This window comes from Sphingomonas sp. 1F27F7B (genome assembly GCF_005503355.1).
Lineage (GTDB): Bacteria > Pseudomonadota > Alphaproteobacteria > Sphingomonadales > Sphingomonadaceae > Sphingomonas.
The window spans coordinates 147,266-163,045 of the sequence record NZ_SCMK01000009.1 but is presented as its reverse complement, the minus strand read 5'-3'; the positions used below and the strand labels follow the sequence as shown (position 1 = coordinate 163,045).

The window sequence follows — 15,780 nt, the reverse complement described above, 5'->3', positions numbered from 1 at the left end:
GCGTGATTGCTCTCATGCTCCTCCTCGCGCTGGGCGCGGCTGCGGCCTTTTATATCGTGCTGCGGCGCATCGCCTTTCTGGAGGAAGAACTGCGCCGTGTCGAATCGCTGATCGCCCTGCGCGGCCGGGACGCGCGCGAAACGCCGGCCTCCTCGCCCGAGCCCTCGACCCTGCCGGCTCCCGCGGCCGATCCGCCCGCCCCGGTCGTTGAGGCACCGGCGGGCCCCGGGCCGGGGCGGCGCCCCGTCGAGCCGCGGCCTCTGCCGCAGTTCAGCTTCGAGACCTTGATCGGCGGAAGACTGCCGATCTGGATCGGCGGCGCGGCGCTGGTGCTCGCCGGTTTCTTCCTGGTCCGCTACTCGATCGAAAGCGGATTGCTCGGCCCGGGAACGCGGACCCTGCTCGCGGCGCTGTTCGGCGCGGTGCTGGTCGCGGGCAGCGAGATCACGCGGCGCCTGCCTGCGACCGCCGACGATCCGCGCGTGGCGCAGGCGCTGGCCGGGGCAGGAGTCGCGAGCCTTTACGGCACGCTCTACATGGCTGCCGCGCTCTATCACCTGATCACGCCCCTCATCGCGTTCCTGCTGGTGCTGGCCGTCACCGGCGGCGCGCTCACCCTGGCGCTGCGCCACGGGCCGCCCACTGCGGTGATGGCGCTGATCGGTGGTTTCGCCGCGCCCCTGGTCGCCGGCTTCGATGCGGCCGGGATCGGCCCGCTGCTCGTCTATCTCGCGTTGTTCATTGCCGCCCTGTTCGGCCTGGCCGCCCATCGCGGCTGGGCCTGGCTGGCGCTGACTGCCTGCGCAGCGGGCTTCGCCTGGATCAACTTCCTGATCGCCGTGCTGGTCGCGCGCGAGGGCGATCTTTCCGCCGTCGGCGCCTTTACCCTGCTGCTCGCGATCGGTGCCAGCGCGGCGCTGCCGGCCACAGGAGCGGGCAATCGCTGGCTTCGTCTCGCCCCTCTGGTGGCGGGATGCCTGCAACTCGCCCTGCTCGCCCCGGCGCTCGACTTCAGCTGGCTCGCCTGGGCCTTCTATCTCACGCTCGCGGCCGCCACACTGTTCCTTGCCTGGCGCGACACAGCCTATCTTCCCGGCGCGCTTGCCGCCTGCGTGCTGCTGCTCGTGCTGGAGCTGCTCGCCATCGATCCGCGCCCGCCGGGAGTCACGCCGATCGCGGCGATTCTCGCCACGGCATTGTTCGCCGTTCCCGGCCATGTACTGGCGCGTCGCCATAGGCTCTGGGCGGGCATTGCGCTGCTCGGCACGGCGGGTCCGCTCCTCATCGCCCATTTGCGGGCGCCGGAGCTGTTGTCCGCGGTGCAATGGGGATGGATTGAACTGGCGGGGGCGGCAGTGGCGTTCGGTCTTGCATGGCGGAGCCGCGCCGACCGGGAATGGTCGACTCTCGTCCCGGCGACCGCGCTCGCGGCTTTCCTCGCCGGCCTGGGCCTTGGCCAGTTCGTGCCGGACGACTGGTTGGCCCTTCCGCTCAGCTGCACCGCCGCGGCCCTGGCCTGGTGGGCGCGCAAGCTTCGTGTGCCGCTGCTCTACGAGCTTCCTGCCTATCCCCTCGCCGCCGCGCTGATTGCCGCCGCGCTGCCGCTGGGCGCGCTGAGCGAGCTGATTCTCGCCTCGCTTTCCGGCGAACGGCTCACTTATCCGCTGCTTCCCGCCTTGCCCGGGCTGCTGCGCGCGCTGGCGCTGCCGGTGGCGCTTGCCGTCGCGCTGCTCTTCGATCCCGCGCAGTTCGGCCGGGTCCGCCGCGTCGCCTCGCTCTTCGCCGTCGCCCTTGGCGTGCTGCTGCTCTACGCGGTCGCCAAGCAGCCGCTCGCCATTGCCACGCTGCCGCGCTTCCAGGCGTTCGGCTTCGTCGAGCGCGCGTTGCTCACCCAGGCCTGCCTCGCCGCCGGCTGGCTCCTGCTTCGCCGCGGCGGGTTTGCTGCGCTCGGCCATGCGCTGCTCGCGCTCGGCCTGTTCCGCATCCTGTGGTTCGACCTCTTCCTGCTCTCCGCCCTGGTCGAGCCCCAGGCGGTCGGCTCGCTGCCGCTCCTCAACGCAGCGGTGCTCCATTTCGCGCTCGCGAGCTTCTGGCTGTGGACCCTGGCCCCGCGCTGGCGGCCGGGCGCGGCGCTGCTGACTCTGCTGGCCGCGCTCGCGGCGGTGCGTCAGGCGGCGCATGGCGACCTGCTCGCCGGTCCGATCGGCACGGCCGAGAATGGCGGGTACAGCGCCGCGATGCTGGCGCTTGCACTGTATTGGCTGTGGCGCGGCATCGCCACGGGCGCGCGTGACTTGCGCGTCTTCGGCCTCGCCCTGCTCACCGGCGTCACCTTCAAGGTGTTCCTGATCGACGCCGCCGCGCTCGACGGGCTGCTGCGCATCCTCTCCTTCCTGGGCCTCGGCCTTGCGCTGATCGGGATCGGCTGGGCCTATGGCCGGTTCGTCGGCAAGGGAGCCCCGGAGCCGCTCACTTGATCCCGTAGAAATCGGCGACGCGATCGAGCGCGAAGCAGAGCACCAGCTTGCCGGCGCGGCTCGGCCAGCCCAGCGCCTTCTCCGCCGGCCCCAGCCCCTCGCCCGCGCAGACCACGCGCCACAATATGTCGGCGAGCCCGGCGCCCGCGGCCGTCACCGCTCCGTCGAAGCGCCGCCGCGCGGCGATCTGCGTCAGCGTCGGATCGAGCCGTTCCGGTACGCCGCCCGGGGATCGTGCCGACGGCGCGCCGTCCCACCGCATCGTGATGCGGGGTCCCAGCGCCGCCATCTCATAGTCGCCGCGCAGCCGCTCGCCCGCCTCGAGCTGCCGCGCGCTGACATGGCCGCGCGCCGCGAGCCACGCCATCGGCGATTCGGCCTGGTTCACCGCGACCCGCCGCCGCCCGGCCGCGTCCTCAATCGTCCGCTCCACCAGCTCGCGCATCGATGATCTCCTTTTGTTCCGATTCGCCTCCCTTGCCATGCGGGATCGATTGTAGGAAAGAAAAAAACCGATTTGGTTAGGAGAATGCACCGATGATCACTGCCATCCGCGAAGTGCGCCGCGCCAAGGGGCTTACGCTGGAGGAAGTCGCGGCGCGTTGCGAGCCTCCCACCACGGCGCAGACCATCGGCCGGCTGGAGATGGGCACGCGTACCGTCTCGGTCGGGTGGCTCAATCGTATCGCCGCCGCGCTCGGTGTGGACAGCGCCGACCTGGTCAAGCTGCCCGAACGGCCGGAGATTCCGGTGGCGGCCATGCTCGAGACTGCCGGCGCCCAGGCCCCGCGCCGACCGGCGGCAGTGGTGCCCCCGCATGCCGAGCCGGGCATGGTGGCGGTAGCGGTGGCGGCCGGGATCGGCGACTATCGCGCGGGAGACGAGATCTGGTGCCGCATGCTCGCGCCCGACGGTTTCGCGGGAGCGCTCAACCGGGACGTGCTCGTGCCGCGCCCCGCCGGGCGCTTCCTGTTCGGGCGGCTGATCGGGCGCGAGGGCGACCGGCTCCACCTCCTCCCGCTCGGCGCCGGCGCACGCCAGCAGGTGGTGGCCGACCCGCCCTGGATCGCCGAAGCGATTCGCCTGGTCCGCCTGCTCTGAATCGGCTTGCGGAGCGCCGCGGACAGGCGCATTTTGCCCGCAAAAGGCAGGAGGGGCTATCATGCTGAAACTGGGTCTGGCGACAATTGCCGCAATCGTGATTGCAACACCCGCGATGGCGGACGATTGGGATTTCGTGCTGATCAACAATAGCGGCAAGGCGATCAAGACGGTCGAGATCGCGCCGACGGGCACGACCAACTGGCAGCCCAACAAGGTCGATCCCGAATTCAAGAAGGAAGATGCGACGGTGAAGCCCGGCGCGCGGATGACCGTCCATTTCAACAAGGGTGAAGGCTGCAAGTACGACGTGAAGCTCAACTTCGCTGACAACAGCAACGGTGTGTGGAGCGGCATCAACGTCTGCGACAATTCCTACGTCACCGTGAAGTACAACGCCGCCGGCGCGACCGCCTTCACTGCGAACTGATCGCGCGACCGCGCGGGGATCGCGAAGCCGATCTTCCGCCTGCCGATGATCCCGGGCCTGGCGATTCCCCGCGCCGCTTGCCTTTGACGGAACCTTTGCGGGATGAAACGACTCTAGTTGATCACCGCGCCGCAACGAGATGGGCGCTTGTTGGCTGGAGCGGGCGTGGACCGTAGCGTGGAAGAGTCGAATGGCGGGAACGCGCAACCGGCTGCTCCGCGCGCGGCCTGGCGGTGGCGCCGTGCCGCGATCGGGGTGCTCGTCGTCCTGGCCGTTGCGATCGGGGCGGCGTGGCTGCAGCGGCGCATCATCGCGCGCGGCTTCGTCGATCGTGAACTGGCCAGGCGCGGCGTTCCTGCCCGCTATGAGATCGAGCAGCTGTCACCCTGGCGGCAACGACTGACCAACGTGTCGATCGGCGATCCGCGCGATCCGGATCTCGCCGCTGACTGGATCGAGCTTCGCACGTCGCTCTATCCCTGGCGCGCGGAGATACTGGTAGTGAGGGCGGGCACGGTCCGGGTGAAGGGGCGGATCGCGAACGGCACGCTTTCACTGGGCACGCTGGACCGGCTGCTGCCGCCACCGTCCGGCAAGCCATTCTCGCTGCCGCGCCTGATCGTCGACGTTGCCGATGCCCGCCTCCGGCTCGACAGCGGCGGCGGCATGGTCGAACTCGCCCTCAGCGGCAAGGGGATGCTGACCGACGGGTTCGCCGGCATGCTGCGCGCCGACGCGACCCGGCTGCGTATCTCCGATTGTACCCTGGACGGCGTCGCCGCCCGGATGCGGATACGCATCAAGCGCGGAGCGCCGAGCTTCGATGGGCCGGCCCAGGCCGCGCAGGTCGCTTGCGCGGATATGCGCGCGGCGCGGCCCCGCATCGATGTTCGAGCGTCGCTGGCAGCATCGCTGGCGCGCTGGAAGGGCGATGCCGACCTTGGCGCGGCAAGCGTCGCTTCCTCTCTTGGCCAGGTGCTCGGGCTGAGCGGCAGCATCGGCTTCGCCGGAGATCATGCCCGTACCGAAGGCAGCGTCGCGCTCCACACCGGCATGCTCGCCGCGAAGGATATGCATGCTGGTGCGGCGGTTCTTTCCGGCCGCTATGCGCTCGGAGAAACCACCAGCTTCCAGGGCGAGGCGGTGGTGGAAGGCGCGGCGTTGCCGCGGCCATTGCTCGACCGCGTCGGGGGCTATGGCAATGCCGGACAGGGCACGCCGGTCGCGCCCCTGATCCAGCAGCTTGTGCGCGCCATGCGCGACGCGGGCCGCGATTTCGGGGGTTCCGCGGGCCTGGAACTGGAGATGCGCGCCGGCCGGACGGCGCTCCGCCTGCGGCAACTCGACCTCGCCGCGCGTTCGGGTGCGCGGTTGCGCTTCGGTGAGGGGCCCGGCGTCGGGCTCGCCCTGCTCGATGGCGGCATCGATCTCGCGGGTCGGCTTTCGCTCGGCGGTGGCGGGCTGCCGGATACGACGGTGCAGCTGTCACGGCGCGCGGAAAGCCCCGAGCTGCGCGGCACCGGCTTCGTCCGGCCCTATACGGCGGGCGGCGCTGCCCTCGCGCTTTCCCGCCTCGACTTCAGCCTGCGCGGCGATACCGGCGAAGTCCGGACGGCGATGGCGCTGTCGGGGCCGCTGGGCGGCGGGCGCGTGGACGGGCTGTCGATGCCGCTCCTGGCCCGCTGGAATGCGTCGATGCTCGAAGTAAACCCCGGGTGCGGCACGATCGGCTTCTCGCGCATCGCCGCGGCGGGGGCGGTTCTGGAAGGCAATCGCCTCGAGCTGTGCCCGCTCGGGCCGGCAATGGTGCGCTGGGGTCCGCACGGGCTCGCCGGCGGCATTCGCACCTCGAAACCGGATCTGAAGGGCAAGGTGGGCGACAGCCCGTTGCGCCTTTCGGCGGACGCGGCGCAGTTCGATCTGGCCGGGAGCCGCTTCGCGATCGCCAAGGCCGAAGTCCGCCTGGGCGTCGATCGGCCGACGCGCCTCGACATCGGCCAGTTGAGCGGGAGCTTCCGCTCCGATCCGAACGGCGAGTTCGACGCGCTGCGCGGCCAGATCGGCGCGGTGCCGCTGCTTCTCTCGGAGGGCAAGGGCACCTGGCATGTCGCGCGCGGCGACCTCCTGTTGCAGGGCAGCTTCGCACTTGCCGATACGGAGACGCCGGCCCGCTTCCTGCCGCTGGCGGCACCGAATGGAACCTTGCGCCTGAGCGGCGGCAAGATCGACGCGCAGGCCGGGCTGGTCAGCCCCCAGCACCAACTGATGGTGGGCACGGTGCGCATCGCCCATGATCTGACCGAGGGGAAAGGCTCGGCGCTGATCGAGGTCCCGGGCATCCGCTTCCATACCGACGGCCTCCAGCCCAACAATCTCACCCCGCTCACCTATGGCGTGATCGCCGATGTGGCCGGCCTCGTCGCCGGGTCGGGCCGGTTCGACTGGACGGGCGATGCGGTCACCAGCACCGGCCACTTCACTGCGACCGATGTCGATCTGGCGGCGGCGTTCGGGCCGGTGCAGGGGCTCAGGACGCAACTCGACTTCGTCGACCTGCTGAACCTGCGCACGGCGCCCGGGCAGGTGGCCGAAATAGCCGAGATCAATCCCGGCGTTCCGGTTCGCGGCGGCGTCCTGCGCTATCAACTGCTCGACAGCCGTCGCGTGCGCGTGGAGGGCGCGCGCTGGCCGTTCGCGGGCGGCGAACTCGTCCTGGATCCCACCATTCTCGACTTCGACGTGGCGGGCGAGCGGCGGCTGACCTTCCATGTGAAGGGCGCCGACGCCGCGCTGTTCCTGAAGGAGATGGCGTTCGACAATCTCGACGCCACCGGAACGTTCGACGGCACCCTCCCGATGATCTTCGATGCGAACGGAGGCCGGATCGAAGGCGGCGAGTTGCACGCCCGGGCGGGCGGGCACATCGCCTATGTCGGCGAAGTCTCGCGGCAGGATGTCGGCCTCTGGGGCAACATGGCGTTCCAGGCGTTGAAATCGCTGAACTACAAACAGCTCACCATTCGGATGAACGGCCCCCTCGCCGGGGAGATGATCACCGACATCGGCTTTGCGGGGGTGAGCCAGGGCAAGGGCACCAAGTCCAATTTCCTGATCCGCAGGCTGGCGCGGCTGCCCTTCATATTCAACGTGCGGATCAGCGCGCCCTTTCGCGAGCTGCTGGACTCGGTCCAATCCTGGTATGATCCTCGCCGCCTCGTCGAGCGCAACCTGCGGTCATTGATCGAAGAGCAGAATCGTGCAGAGGAAGCGGCCAGGCCCGTCGTTCAGCCCCATGAAAGCGCCCCTGTCCCATGAAAGGCAAGCATATGCAGTTTCGAAGCATGACACAGGCGGTGCCGCATTGGCTGAGGTACCTTGGGGTGGCGCCGATGGTGCTTGCAGGCGGTTGCGTGAACGTGACCGCGCCTGACAAGCCGATCGTCATCAACCTCAACATTTCGATCACCCAGGAAGTGGTCTATCGTCTCGACAACAAGGCGAAGGCTCTCATCCAGGACAATCCGGGAATATTCTGATGCGCAAGTTGCTTCCCACCTTCGGCCTGGCCGCCATGCTCTCGGTCGCCATGGTCGCGCCCGCTTCCGCCCAGCGGGACCCCGCCTATCAGGCGGCGCGTCAGGGCGGGCTCGTCGGCGAGCAGCCCGATGGCTATCTCGGCATCGTCGGCAGCGCGACGCCGGAACTCCAGGCGATGGTGAACAACATCAACATCCAGCGGAAGCGCCAATATACGCAGCAGGCGACGACGAGCTCGACGGTGGAGCAGATGGCGTTCGTCACCGGCTGCAACCTGATCTCGCGTACTGCGCCCGGAGAGAAATACCGGGCCCCCGACGGCCGCTGGCTGACCCGCGGCGGCGATGCGCCCGTGCGGGATGCCCGCTGCCTCTGACTGGTATCGCCGATACGGCAATCCTTTCCGGCTCGAGACCGCGCCGGGTATGGAATGCGAGCCGGCTATCGTTGCGGAACGGCGGCGCCGGCATAGGGATCATATGCAGACGTCGGCATCGGCGTGGGTTTCGGTATCGCGGCGACGAGCGGTGAAGGCGGAGGCGCTGCCTGCACGGGAGGATTGCGGCCGGACCGCAACGACCCCAGCAGGCCCGCCGCAATCACCGGCGCGCCGAACAACACGAAGCAGCCTGCGATCACGGTTACGCCGCGACGAACCTGCAGGCGGCCGCTGAACATCAGAAAGCCGATGCTCGCCACGGCAATCAGTGCGATGCTGGTTGCGATGGTGCCCAGAGCGACGCCCTGGATCCAGCCGATCGCGGCCACGAATGGGCTCGATCCCGCAGGGTCGGCCAGTGAAGGCGCGATCGCATAGGCGAGCGCAGGCGCAGTCATGCCAGCAACACCTCCGCCACGCGCCGCTGCCCGCCGGTGCGGGCGAGCTGGACATATACGTCCACCGTGCTGCGCACATAGTGACGCACATCGTCGCGGCTGAGCTGGGTGCCCGCCTGCAGCACGAGCAGCACGATCTGCTCGATCGCCCGCTCGGCCGAGTCCGCGTGGACCGAAGTCATCGAGCCGGGATGGCCGGTGTTGATCGCGCGCAGGAAAGTATAGGCTTCCTCGCCGCGCAGCTCACCCAGAATGATCCGGTCGGGGCGCATGCGGAGCGACGCCGCCAGCAGATCGGTCGCGGTCACCCGCGCCTCGCCCAGCGCGCCGCGCACCGCCAGCAAGCCGACGAGGTTCTCGTGATGCTGGTGGAGCTCGGGCGTATCCTCGATCAGGATCAGGCGCTCCCCGACCGGGATCTCGCGGATCAGCGCGTTGAGGAAGGTGGTCTTGCCGGTCGAGGTGCCGCCGGAGACAAGGATGTTCTTGCGGGCCCTCACGGCGGCGGCGAGCATGCCCGCGATGTCGCCCGCTTCGAGCAGCGCGGCAAGTTGCACGTCGGTCTCCGATCTTCCCGGTGCCGTGCTCCGGCTGGTCGCGGCGAATGCGCCGGCAGCGACATAATCGTCAAGCGTGAGGTCGGAGGAGACGTGCTTGCGGATGGCAAGCGCCATGGGGCCGCGCGTTGCCGGTGGCGCCACGACCTGGACGCGTGATCCGTCGGGCAGGCTGGCGGAAAGCAGCGGGTGCTCGCGGCTGATCCCCTGGTGCGAGAGCGCGGCGATCTGGCGCGCGAGCCGGTTGAGCGTGGCGGTATCGAGGTCGGGAGCCGTGTGGCGCTCCACTGCGCCGCCCAGCGTTTCCGCCCAGATTTCTCCGGGCCGGTTGACATAGATATCGGTCACGTCGGGCCGGGCCAGCACTTCGGCGAGCGGCGCCAGATAGGCTTTCAGATAGACTCGCGCGTCGTTCGCGGCGGCGGCGGCGCTCACCGGCTTTCGACGCCCGTGAAGTCCAGATCGCGCGCGACGAAGACCGAGATGCTGGTCGCGGCCTTCACCTTCAGCGTCGGCTTGATCTGGGCCGGCGCGACGGGGCGCACGGCGCCGCCGATCGAGCCAGGCACCGCCACGATCACCGGACTGTCCACCGCGCGGGCGGCGAGGTTCACGCCGACATCGAGTGCGGATTGCAGGATCGCGCCGGCGAAGCGCTCGAAGAAATGCGAGTTGACGCTGGCGCGAATGCCGCCCTGGCCGAGCGGATCGGTAGCCGGCGAGCCGATCGCGATGGTGGCGCCGTCCGGGCGGATCAGGCGGATCCAGTTGACGAGCATCCGCTTCTGGCCGGTTTCGGTGTCGGAGCCATATTCGCCGATCAGCCGGCTGCCGCGCGGAATGAGCACCCGCGTGCCGTCGAAGCCGCGGATGTCGCGCGAGACGAGAGCGCGGGCCAGGCCGGAACTGGTCGAATCGAGTGCGGTCTCGAGTACCGCGGGAATCAATGTGCCCTGGGGCACCGTCGTCGCCTTGTTGGCGAGCACCCCCGCGGCGGTGCGGGTGCCGGCGATGCTGTTCTTCATGGGCTGGCCGGTAGCGGGCGTGGCACTGCCGTCACCGGCGGCTCGCGGTCTTTCGGCACCGGTCGTATCGATCACCAGCGTCGGCTCGCTCGCAATGCGCGCGGGCGGCGTGGGTGCCGGTGCCTGTTGCGGCGGCGTATTGGCTGGCGGCGGAACATAGGCAGGAGGTTGGGGCTGCGGCGTGGTGCGCTGGGGCGGAAGCGGCGTGGCGAGGCCGGACGCGGGCAGCGGCGCCGGCGGGAGCGCGGGGCGAGGCTCTGCCACGGGAGGAATATAGAGCGGAGGAACGGTGGAGGGTGTCGACACGGCATCTGCGGCACGCGGACGAACCGCGGGCGCGCTCAGCGAGCGACGGCGCGCATCGAGGATCGCGAACAGCACCAGGCCGATACCGATGGCGACGAGCAACAGGACCCAGGCCGGTGGCCCCGAGCGCGGGCGCGCGACCATGGGAAGCATGCCGGTACCGGCCACGGGCTGGGGGCCAGCCGAGGCGGAAGGGACGGGATCCGTCACTGCCCGGCCGCCGAGCGCACCGCTTCGGCGCTGCGATTGTCGATGCGGAACACCAGCTTGTCCTGCACGCTGTCGATCACCATCCTCCCGTCACGCATCATCCCGTTGACGAGCGTCTCTTGCCCGCGACCGTTCACGGCATAGATGGCCGGCAGCGCGCGGTCCTCCGGCCATTCGAGATAGGTGTGAACGCCGTCGTCATGGATTCCGCTTGGGCGAAGGTCCGCGCTGCCGCGAACCTTGTAGCGGCCGACGACCTTCTCTGCGACCGGCGTGGCTGCGCCCGATCCCGCCAGCGGCCCCGGATAGCGGAAGCGGATAGTCCAGGCCGTGTCCGCGCGCGGTGCGGAAAGCGGCGACAGCTCGAAATTATAGAGCCGCGCGTCGGTCACTACGAGCATGTTGGTCGAGACATCGGGCCGGAGCAGCTTGACGAACAGCCGGTCGCCCCGGCGATTGGCAGTTACCTGCCACCCGCCGCTGTCTCCCAGCGCGACATTCTCGACATGTTCGTCGGGGGCCAGCTCGATCGTGACCTGATAGCCGGGCGCCGCTTCCAGCGTGACGACCTGGTCGGGCCTGTAATCGACCGCCTGAATGTGCGGATTGCCGATGCCGGGCTGCGGACGCACCTGGGCCGGAGCCGCTATCGGCACGAGCAGCAGAATCAGGCCGGGTACGCCTCTCATCGCGGTGTCGAGCCGGGGAGCGGGCTGGCGCTGGGCGATGGTGCAGGTGCCGGCGAAACCGCAGGCGCCGCGGCGACGGGTTCGGCCGGCGGCAGCGCTTCGGCATCGCGCTGATATCGCGTCACTTCGAAACCCAGCGGATTGACGAACCGGTCCTCGATGCTCATCGGCGCGCCCGAATAGCGATAGCGGACCACGGATGCCCAGGCACGCGGCGGTTGCGTCGTGCCATTCGCGTCGCGCTGCACCGTCTCGAAGCGGACGAGCGCGGCGCTTCCGCCGAGCGGCGACACGCTCTTCACTCGCGTTTCCACCACGCTCATTCTCGGCAGGCGGACGAGCGGGCTTTCGGGATTCGAGGCCTGCATGCCCGCGACATATGCGTTGCGTGCCTCGCCGGCGGACCAGAGCGACACCTTGCGATAATTGGACTGCAGCGCCGCTGCGTCGAAGCTCTCGCGGGCGATCACATACTGGACCAGGAAGGACTGGGTGAGCGCGGCATTGGCGCTTACCTGCTGCGCGTCGAGGGGTTTCAGCGCCTGGACATAGCCGGTCTGCCGGTCGACGAGCAGGGTATAGGGCTCGACGGTCTTGAGCGGTGTGAGCGCAAGCAGCGCCGCAGCCTCCATCAGGGCGATGGCGCAGGCGACTCCGGCGACGATCCATGCGGTGCGCTGCGAGCCGCGCAGCGCGGCCTGGCTGTCTTCGGCCCAGCTTCCGGCCTCGCGATAATAGGCGTCCAGCGCCTCGCGCGCCTTGTTCTTCATGATTGACGATCCCGTCGTGTTGCACTGGCCGAGATCCGGTTTCGGGTACGGCGATGAGTTTGCCCGAGCGGTGTCGGCGCCGCGACGGGCGTATCGCGCAGGCTCGTGGCGCCCGGTGTGCGAGCGGGCCCGGCCGCAGTACCTGCGAGCACCGCTTCCTGGCGCTGGATGCGCGCGACCGCTTCCGCCACCGCGACGGCGCGAGACTGGTGCTCGGCCGGCGGCTGGCGCGCGGGGAGCGTTGCGGGCGATGATGTCCGGTCGGTATTGACCGTGGTGGTGGCGACATGCGCCGCAAGGCGACGCCACAGCGCGCCGAGCCTGAAGGCGATCGCGACGCGCGCCGCCATGCCGAGTCCCGCCAGCATCGCCAGCCCGAAGGCGAGCGATGTGACGAGCAGTTCGCTCGTCGCTCCGCCGATCGGCAATCCGGCCTGCCGACGGGCCAGCAAGGTCGCGAGCCAGGGTTCCAGCAGGGCGAGTTCCACTCCCAGCAGGATCGTGACTGCCACCGCGCCCAATATCGCGGCTACCAGCCCGCGCACCCAGCCTTCGAACAGGCTGCGCGTACCTTCGAACAGCAGCAGCGCGATGAAGAGCGGCCCCAGTGCGAGCAGCAGGCCGGCGACCAGCCGGACCGAAGCATAGGCGGCAATGGTCGCGGTGAGGAAGGTGACCCGTGCGGTGCCCAGGGCGAAGGGGCCGACGATGCTCGCCGGCTCGGGATTGGCTTCGGTGACTGCCACGGGCTGGCCGTTCGCATCGGTTCGCGCCCGGGTGGCGATGCCGTTCGGACCGGTCCCCAGTCCGTTGAGCGCGATCAGCGCATTGTCCACCTGTTGCAGCCGTTCGGCCAGCCCACCGGTCGCCCCCGGCAATCCGGCGGGCGCTCCGGCGCTCGAGGCAAGCTCGGCGGGGCCGTGCATTGCCACCTCATAGGCGAGGGTTCGATAGGCGCCCCAGCTGGTGGCGAGCGCCAGCACGATGCCGACCTTCACCAGCGCAAGCACGGTCTCGCGTATGCCCGGCGTGTCGCCGAACAGCAGGCGATAGCCGTAAAAGGCCACGAACAGCGTGACGAACCCGGTCAGCAGCAGCGAGAGCGGCGAGCCCGGCGCCGCGGCAGCCTCATAGCCCGCGGCCCCGATCGTCTGCGCCTGGCAATCGACGAAGTCGAGGACGCTTTGCAGATAGGCGCCGTCCGTGATGCCGGGGCAGCTGTTCATGCCACCTCCAACAGGCGGGGCAGCCACTGCGCGGGATCTTCGCCATGTTCGGCGCGGATCTGGTCGAGCAATCGCACCGTGCGCTCGCGGCCGGAAAGTATGGTGAGCAGCTCGCGCTCGCCGCTGAGATCGAGACGCGCGACGACACTCTCATTGCCGTGCTTGATCAGGAAGCAATGCGCATTGTCCGGCAGGGTGCGAACCAGCTCATATTCGTGCGCGGTGAGCCCGAAACCCTCCATATAATCGCTGGCGCGCGCCTTGGGATTGGCCATGAAGACCTGAGTCGCCGCCTGCTCGATGATTGCGCTCGCGATGCGGCTCTCCAGCGCGTCCTGCGCGCTCTGCGTGGCGAAGCCGACGATGCCGTTGCGCTTGCGGATCGTCTTCTCCCAATCCTTGATCCGACGGACGAACACATCGTCGTCGAGCGCCTTCCAGCCTTCGTCCACCACGATGATCGCCGGGGTGCCGTCGAGCCGTTCCTCCACGCGATGGAAGAGATACATCATGGCGGGCGTGCGGACCGCGGGATCGTCGAGGATCTGGGTCATGTCGAAGCCGACCGTATCGGCGGTGAGATCGGTGAGATCCTCCGCATTGTCGAACAGCCATGCGCGTTCGCCATCGCCCCACCAGGCGCGCAGCCGCGCCCACAGGTCCGCACCATGCGGACGGTGGCTGCCCCGGAACAGCTCGACGAGATGGCGCAGCCGTCGTTGTTCGCGCGGCTGGCCGAAATTGGCGTCGATCGCGTCCCTGATCTGGGCAAGCTCGTCGATGTCCGCGCCGCCGGCCAGCAGCGCCACCCAATCGATCAGGAACTGGCGGTTGGCCGGATCGTCCTCCATCTGCAGCGGGTTGAGACCCGAAGCAGTGCCGGGGCGCAACAGGTCGTAGCGCCCCCCGATCGCGCGCAGGAAGGGCTCCGCACCGCGATCCTTGTCGAAGAAGATGATGCGCGGCGCGAATTTGCGGCTCTGCGCGAGCAGGAAGTTGAGCACCACCGTCTTGCCCGAGCCCGAGGGCCCGATCATGGTGAAGTTGCCGAGATCGCCGTGGTGGAAGTTGAAGTGATAGGGGCCGGCGGCGGTGGTCTCGAGCAGAGTCACCGCGTCTCCCCAATGGTTTCCCGACGCCTTGCCCTGAGGCAGGTTGTGGCCATTGGCGAAACCGGCGAAATTCGCGGTGGAGATCAGCCCGCGCCGGGCGATATATTTGAAGTTCCCGGGGAACTGGGCCCAGAAGGCAGGCTCGAGCGCGATCTCCTCCCGCACCGCGATGATGCCGAGATCGGCCAGCGTCGCCTGTATCTCGGCCACGCCGCGATCGACTTCCGCCAGCGTCTGCCCGCGCACGGCGATCGTCATGTGGTGCTCGCCGAAGCCGGCGCGCCCCGCGGCGACATCGTCCTTGGCGCCTGAAAGATCGGCACGCAGGCTCACCGCCTCGTCCTCGGCCGAGCGCATCCGCCGCAGCGCCAGGTTCATCCGCGAGAGCGCGGCTTGGCGCTCGACGAAGCCGAAGCTCTGCGAGATCGTGATCTCGAAGGGCAGGCGAAGCAACTCGTCGAGCATGCCGGGCGCCGATTGGCCGGGATAGTCCTTGATCGAGACGATCGCCGCGAAGCTGCGTGGGCTGGGACCCGCGGCGCCGAGCTCGATGGCCTCCTGTCCGAAGCTGATCCGGCGATAGGGCAAATAGGCGCCCGCGTCCTGCATCGGCAACAATACCGGTCGAACCTCGCCATTGTAGAGCGAGGACAGGAATTCGAGCGGTTCCGAGCAATTGCCCTGCGCGGTCTGATAGACCGAGAGCAGCCGGGGTTCATAGCTGCCGAGCGCGGCGATCAGCGCATCGCGGGCCGTGTCCAGCGCGCGCAGGTCGTGTCCGGTATTGGCTGCGGCCGGGCTGCCGCGGAGCCGGTCGAGAAGGCCCATCCGCCCCTGGAGGGGGCGCCGGATCAAGGTGAGGAACAGGTCGTTGGTATAGAGCCGGCGCTCCGCCAGCCGCGCGCGCCAGACTTCATCGAGCCGCGTGGAGAAGGCATCGGGAAACTCGGCGTCGAATTGGGGTTCGATCGCCCGGCGCACCACGTGATAATAGACCGCGAAGCGCGAGGAGCCGATCGACTGGAGCATCGCGTCGCGCAAGCGCTTGCGATAGTTGAGTTCCTCCGTGTCGGCCGTTTCGAAGAGCAGGCCGCGCAGATGGACGACCTGGAGAAGCATCCCGTCGCGCGTCTCTATCGTATGGTCGTCGACATGGCGCGCATAGGGCAGGTGGCGCCCGGCAGGCGCCTCCCGCGCGACGACCTTGGGATCACGTGTCAGGGCCGGTAGGAGTTGCATTGCCAAATCTTGTGGTTGCGCACCCGGGGGCAGCGGCTCACCCGCGCCAGCCACAAATCAAAGAAGCGTGGTTCGCGCAGGCAGGCGAGCACGCCGATCAGATGGACCACCAAGGCAGCGATCAGCGACCAGGCCGATTTGAATATCAGGAACAATTCGGTTGCCACAATCGCATTGGCGACGAAATAGCTGTAGGTGACGCCCGCAAACATCTGCGGGCGCGTTAGCGCCACGAACAGCGGGTCGCGCTCCAGCCCGTTCATT

Annotated in this window: 15 protein-coding genes; 6 read left to right on the top strand and 9 right to left on the bottom strand. The window is 68.9% G+C overall.

What is annotated here, in order from left to right:
* Positions 1–2: 2 nt before the first annotated feature.
* Positions 3–2,477 carry a DUF2339 domain-containing protein gene (locus FFS08_RS10815; protein WP_249340996.1) on the top strand — a complete coding sequence of 825 codons (2,475 nt, stop codon included), beginning with the start codon at positions 3–5 and terminating at the stop codon, positions 2,475–2,477.
* Here the strand turns inward: FFS08_RS10815 and FFS08_RS10810 are convergent.
* Positions 2,470–2,922: a DUF6456 domain-containing protein gene (locus tag FFS08_RS10810; RefSeq protein WP_137861720.1), complete on the bottom strand. Its 453-nt coding sequence runs from the start codon at positions 2,920–2,922 to the stop codon at positions 2,470–2,472. The genes FFS08_RS10815 and FFS08_RS10810 overlap by 8 nt on opposite strands.
* Before the next feature lie 92 nt (positions 2,923–3,014).
* Here FFS08_RS10810 and FFS08_RS10805 point away from each other — a divergent pair, with 92 nt between their 5' ends.
* The 5 genes from FFS08_RS10805 to FFS08_RS10785 all read left to right on the top strand — a co-directional run bounded on the left by FFS08_RS10805 (position 3,015) and on the right by FFS08_RS10785 (position 7,921).
* A complete protein-coding gene (locus FFS08_RS10805) occupies positions 3,015–3,578 on the top strand; it encodes a helix-turn-helix domain-containing protein (protein WP_137861719.1) in 564 nt (187 codons plus the stop codon).
* Between the two features lie 61 nt (positions 3,579–3,639).
* Entirely contained in the window at positions 3,640–4,008 is a 369-nt protein-coding gene (locus FFS08_RS10800) for a hypothetical protein (protein WP_137861718.1), read from the top strand.
* A gap of 165 nt (positions 4,009–4,173) precedes the next feature.
* On the top strand, positions 4,174–7,323 hold the full coding sequence (locus tag FFS08_RS10795; RefSeq protein WP_137861717.1) for an intermembrane phospholipid transport YdbH family protein: 3,150 nt from the start codon (positions 4,174–4,176) through the stop codon (positions 7,321–7,323).
* A gap of 74 nt (positions 7,324–7,397) precedes the next feature.
* Positions 7,398–7,544, top strand: a complete 147-nt coding sequence (locus FFS08_RS10790; RefSeq protein WP_171012568.1) for a YnbE family lipoprotein — start codon at positions 7,398–7,400, stop codon at positions 7,542–7,544.
* A complete protein-coding gene (locus FFS08_RS10785) occupies positions 7,544–7,921 on the top strand; it encodes a YdbL family probable chaperone protein (protein WP_137861716.1) in 378 nt (125 codons plus the stop codon). Before FFS08_RS10790 ends, FFS08_RS10785 begins: the two co-directional genes overlap by 1 nt.
* Before the next feature lie 65 nt (positions 7,922–7,986).
* On the opposite strand, the gene FFS08_RS10780 is transcribed toward FFS08_RS10785, so the two are convergent.
* Genes FFS08_RS10780 through FFS08_RS10745 form a run of 8 tightly spaced genes read right to left on the bottom strand, consistent with a single transcriptional unit; the run spans position 7,987 to position 15,779 of the window.
* The gene (locus FFS08_RS10780; protein ID WP_137861715.1) at positions 7,987–8,382 is read right to left on the bottom strand and encodes a TrbC/VirB2 family protein; all 396 of its coding nucleotides are present in this window, start codon (positions 8,380–8,382) and stop codon (positions 7,987–7,989) included.
* On the bottom strand, positions 8,379–9,374 hold the full coding sequence (virB11, locus tag FFS08_RS10775) for a P-type DNA transfer ATPase VirB11 (protein WP_137861714.1): 996 nt from the start codon (positions 9,372–9,374) through the stop codon (positions 8,379–8,381). Before virB11 ends, FFS08_RS10780 begins: the two co-directional genes overlap by 4 nt.
* The gene (locus FFS08_RS24010; RefSeq protein ID WP_249340994.1) at positions 9,371–10,480 is read right to left on the bottom strand and encodes a TrbI/VirB10 family protein; all 1,110 of its coding nucleotides are present in this window, start codon (positions 10,478–10,480) and stop codon (positions 9,371–9,373) included. Before FFS08_RS24010 ends, virB11 begins: the two co-directional genes overlap by 4 nt.
* Positions 10,477–11,169 (bottom strand): TrbG/VirB9 family P-type conjugative transfer protein, encoded by a 693-nt coding sequence (locus FFS08_RS10765; RefSeq protein WP_137861713.1) that lies wholly within the window; start codon positions 11,167–11,169, stop codon positions 10,477–10,479. The genes FFS08_RS24010 and FFS08_RS10765 overlap by 4 nt, the downstream gene beginning before the upstream one ends.
* Entirely contained in the window at positions 11,166–11,939 is a 774-nt protein-coding gene (locus FFS08_RS10760; protein ID WP_137861712.1) for a VirB8 family type IV secretion system protein, read from the bottom strand. Before FFS08_RS10760 ends, FFS08_RS10765 begins: the two co-directional genes overlap by 4 nt.
* On the bottom strand, positions 11,936–13,165 hold the full coding sequence (locus FFS08_RS10755) for a TrbL/VirB6 family protein (RefSeq protein ID WP_137861711.1): 1,230 nt from the start codon (positions 13,163–13,165) through the stop codon (positions 11,936–11,938). The genes FFS08_RS10760 and FFS08_RS10755 overlap by 4 nt, the downstream gene beginning before the upstream one ends.
* Positions 13,162–15,516, bottom strand: a complete 2,355-nt coding sequence (locus tag FFS08_RS10750; RefSeq protein ID WP_137861710.1) for a VirB4 family type IV secretion/conjugal transfer ATPase — start codon at positions 15,514–15,516, stop codon at positions 13,162–13,164. Before FFS08_RS10750 ends, FFS08_RS10755 begins: the two co-directional genes overlap by 4 nt.
* On the bottom strand, positions 15,495–15,779 hold the full coding sequence (locus FFS08_RS10745; protein WP_137861709.1) for a VirB3 family type IV secretion system protein: 285 nt from the start codon (positions 15,777–15,779) through the stop codon (positions 15,495–15,497). Before FFS08_RS10745 ends, FFS08_RS10750 begins: the two co-directional genes overlap by 22 nt.
* Between the last annotated feature and the right edge of the window lies 1 nt (position 15,780).

Bases quoted from the DNA above. Each gene is read 5' to 3' on its own strand.
- FFS08_RS10810 (WP_137861720.1), bottom strand. From the start codon at position 2,922: ATGCGCGAGCTGGTGGAGCGGACGATTGAGGACGCGGCCGGGCGGCGG.
- FFS08_RS10805 (WP_137861719.1), top strand. From the start codon at position 3,015: ATGATCACTGCCATCCGCGAAGTGCGCCGCGCCAAGGGGCTTACGCTG.
- FFS08_RS10800 (WP_137861718.1), top strand. From the start codon at position 3,640: ATGCTGAAACTGGGTCTGGCGACAATTGCCGCAATCGTGATTGCAACA.
- FFS08_RS10790 (WP_171012568.1), top strand. From the start codon at position 7,398: ATGGTGCTTGCAGGCGGTTGCGTGAACGTGACCGCGCCTGACAAGCCG.
- FFS08_RS10785 (WP_137861716.1), top strand. From the start codon at position 7,544: ATGCGCAAGTTGCTTCCCACCTTCGGCCTGGCCGCCATGCTCTCGGTC.
- FFS08_RS10780 (WP_137861715.1), bottom strand. From the start codon at position 8,382: ATGACTGCGCCTGCGCTCGCCTATGCGATCGCGCCTTCACTGGCCGAC.
- FFS08_RS10765 (WP_137861713.1), bottom strand. From the start codon at position 11,169: ATGAGAGGCGTACCCGGCCTGATTCTGCTGCTCGTGCCGATAGCGGCT.
- FFS08_RS10760 (WP_137861712.1), bottom strand. From the start codon at position 11,939: ATGAAGAACAAGGCGCGCGAGGCGCTGGACGCCTATTATCGCGAGGCC.
- FFS08_RS10755 (WP_137861711.1), bottom strand. From the start codon at position 13,165: ATGAACAGCTGCCCCGGCATCACGGACGGCGCCTATCTGCAAAGCGTC.
- FFS08_RS10750 (WP_137861710.1), bottom strand. From the start codon at position 15,516: ATGCAACTCCTACCGGCCCTGACACGTGATCCCAAGGTCGTCGCGCGG.
- FFS08_RS10745 (WP_137861709.1), bottom strand. From the start codon at position 15,779: ATGAACGGGCTGGAGCGCGACCCGCTGTTCGTGGCGCTAACGCGCCCG.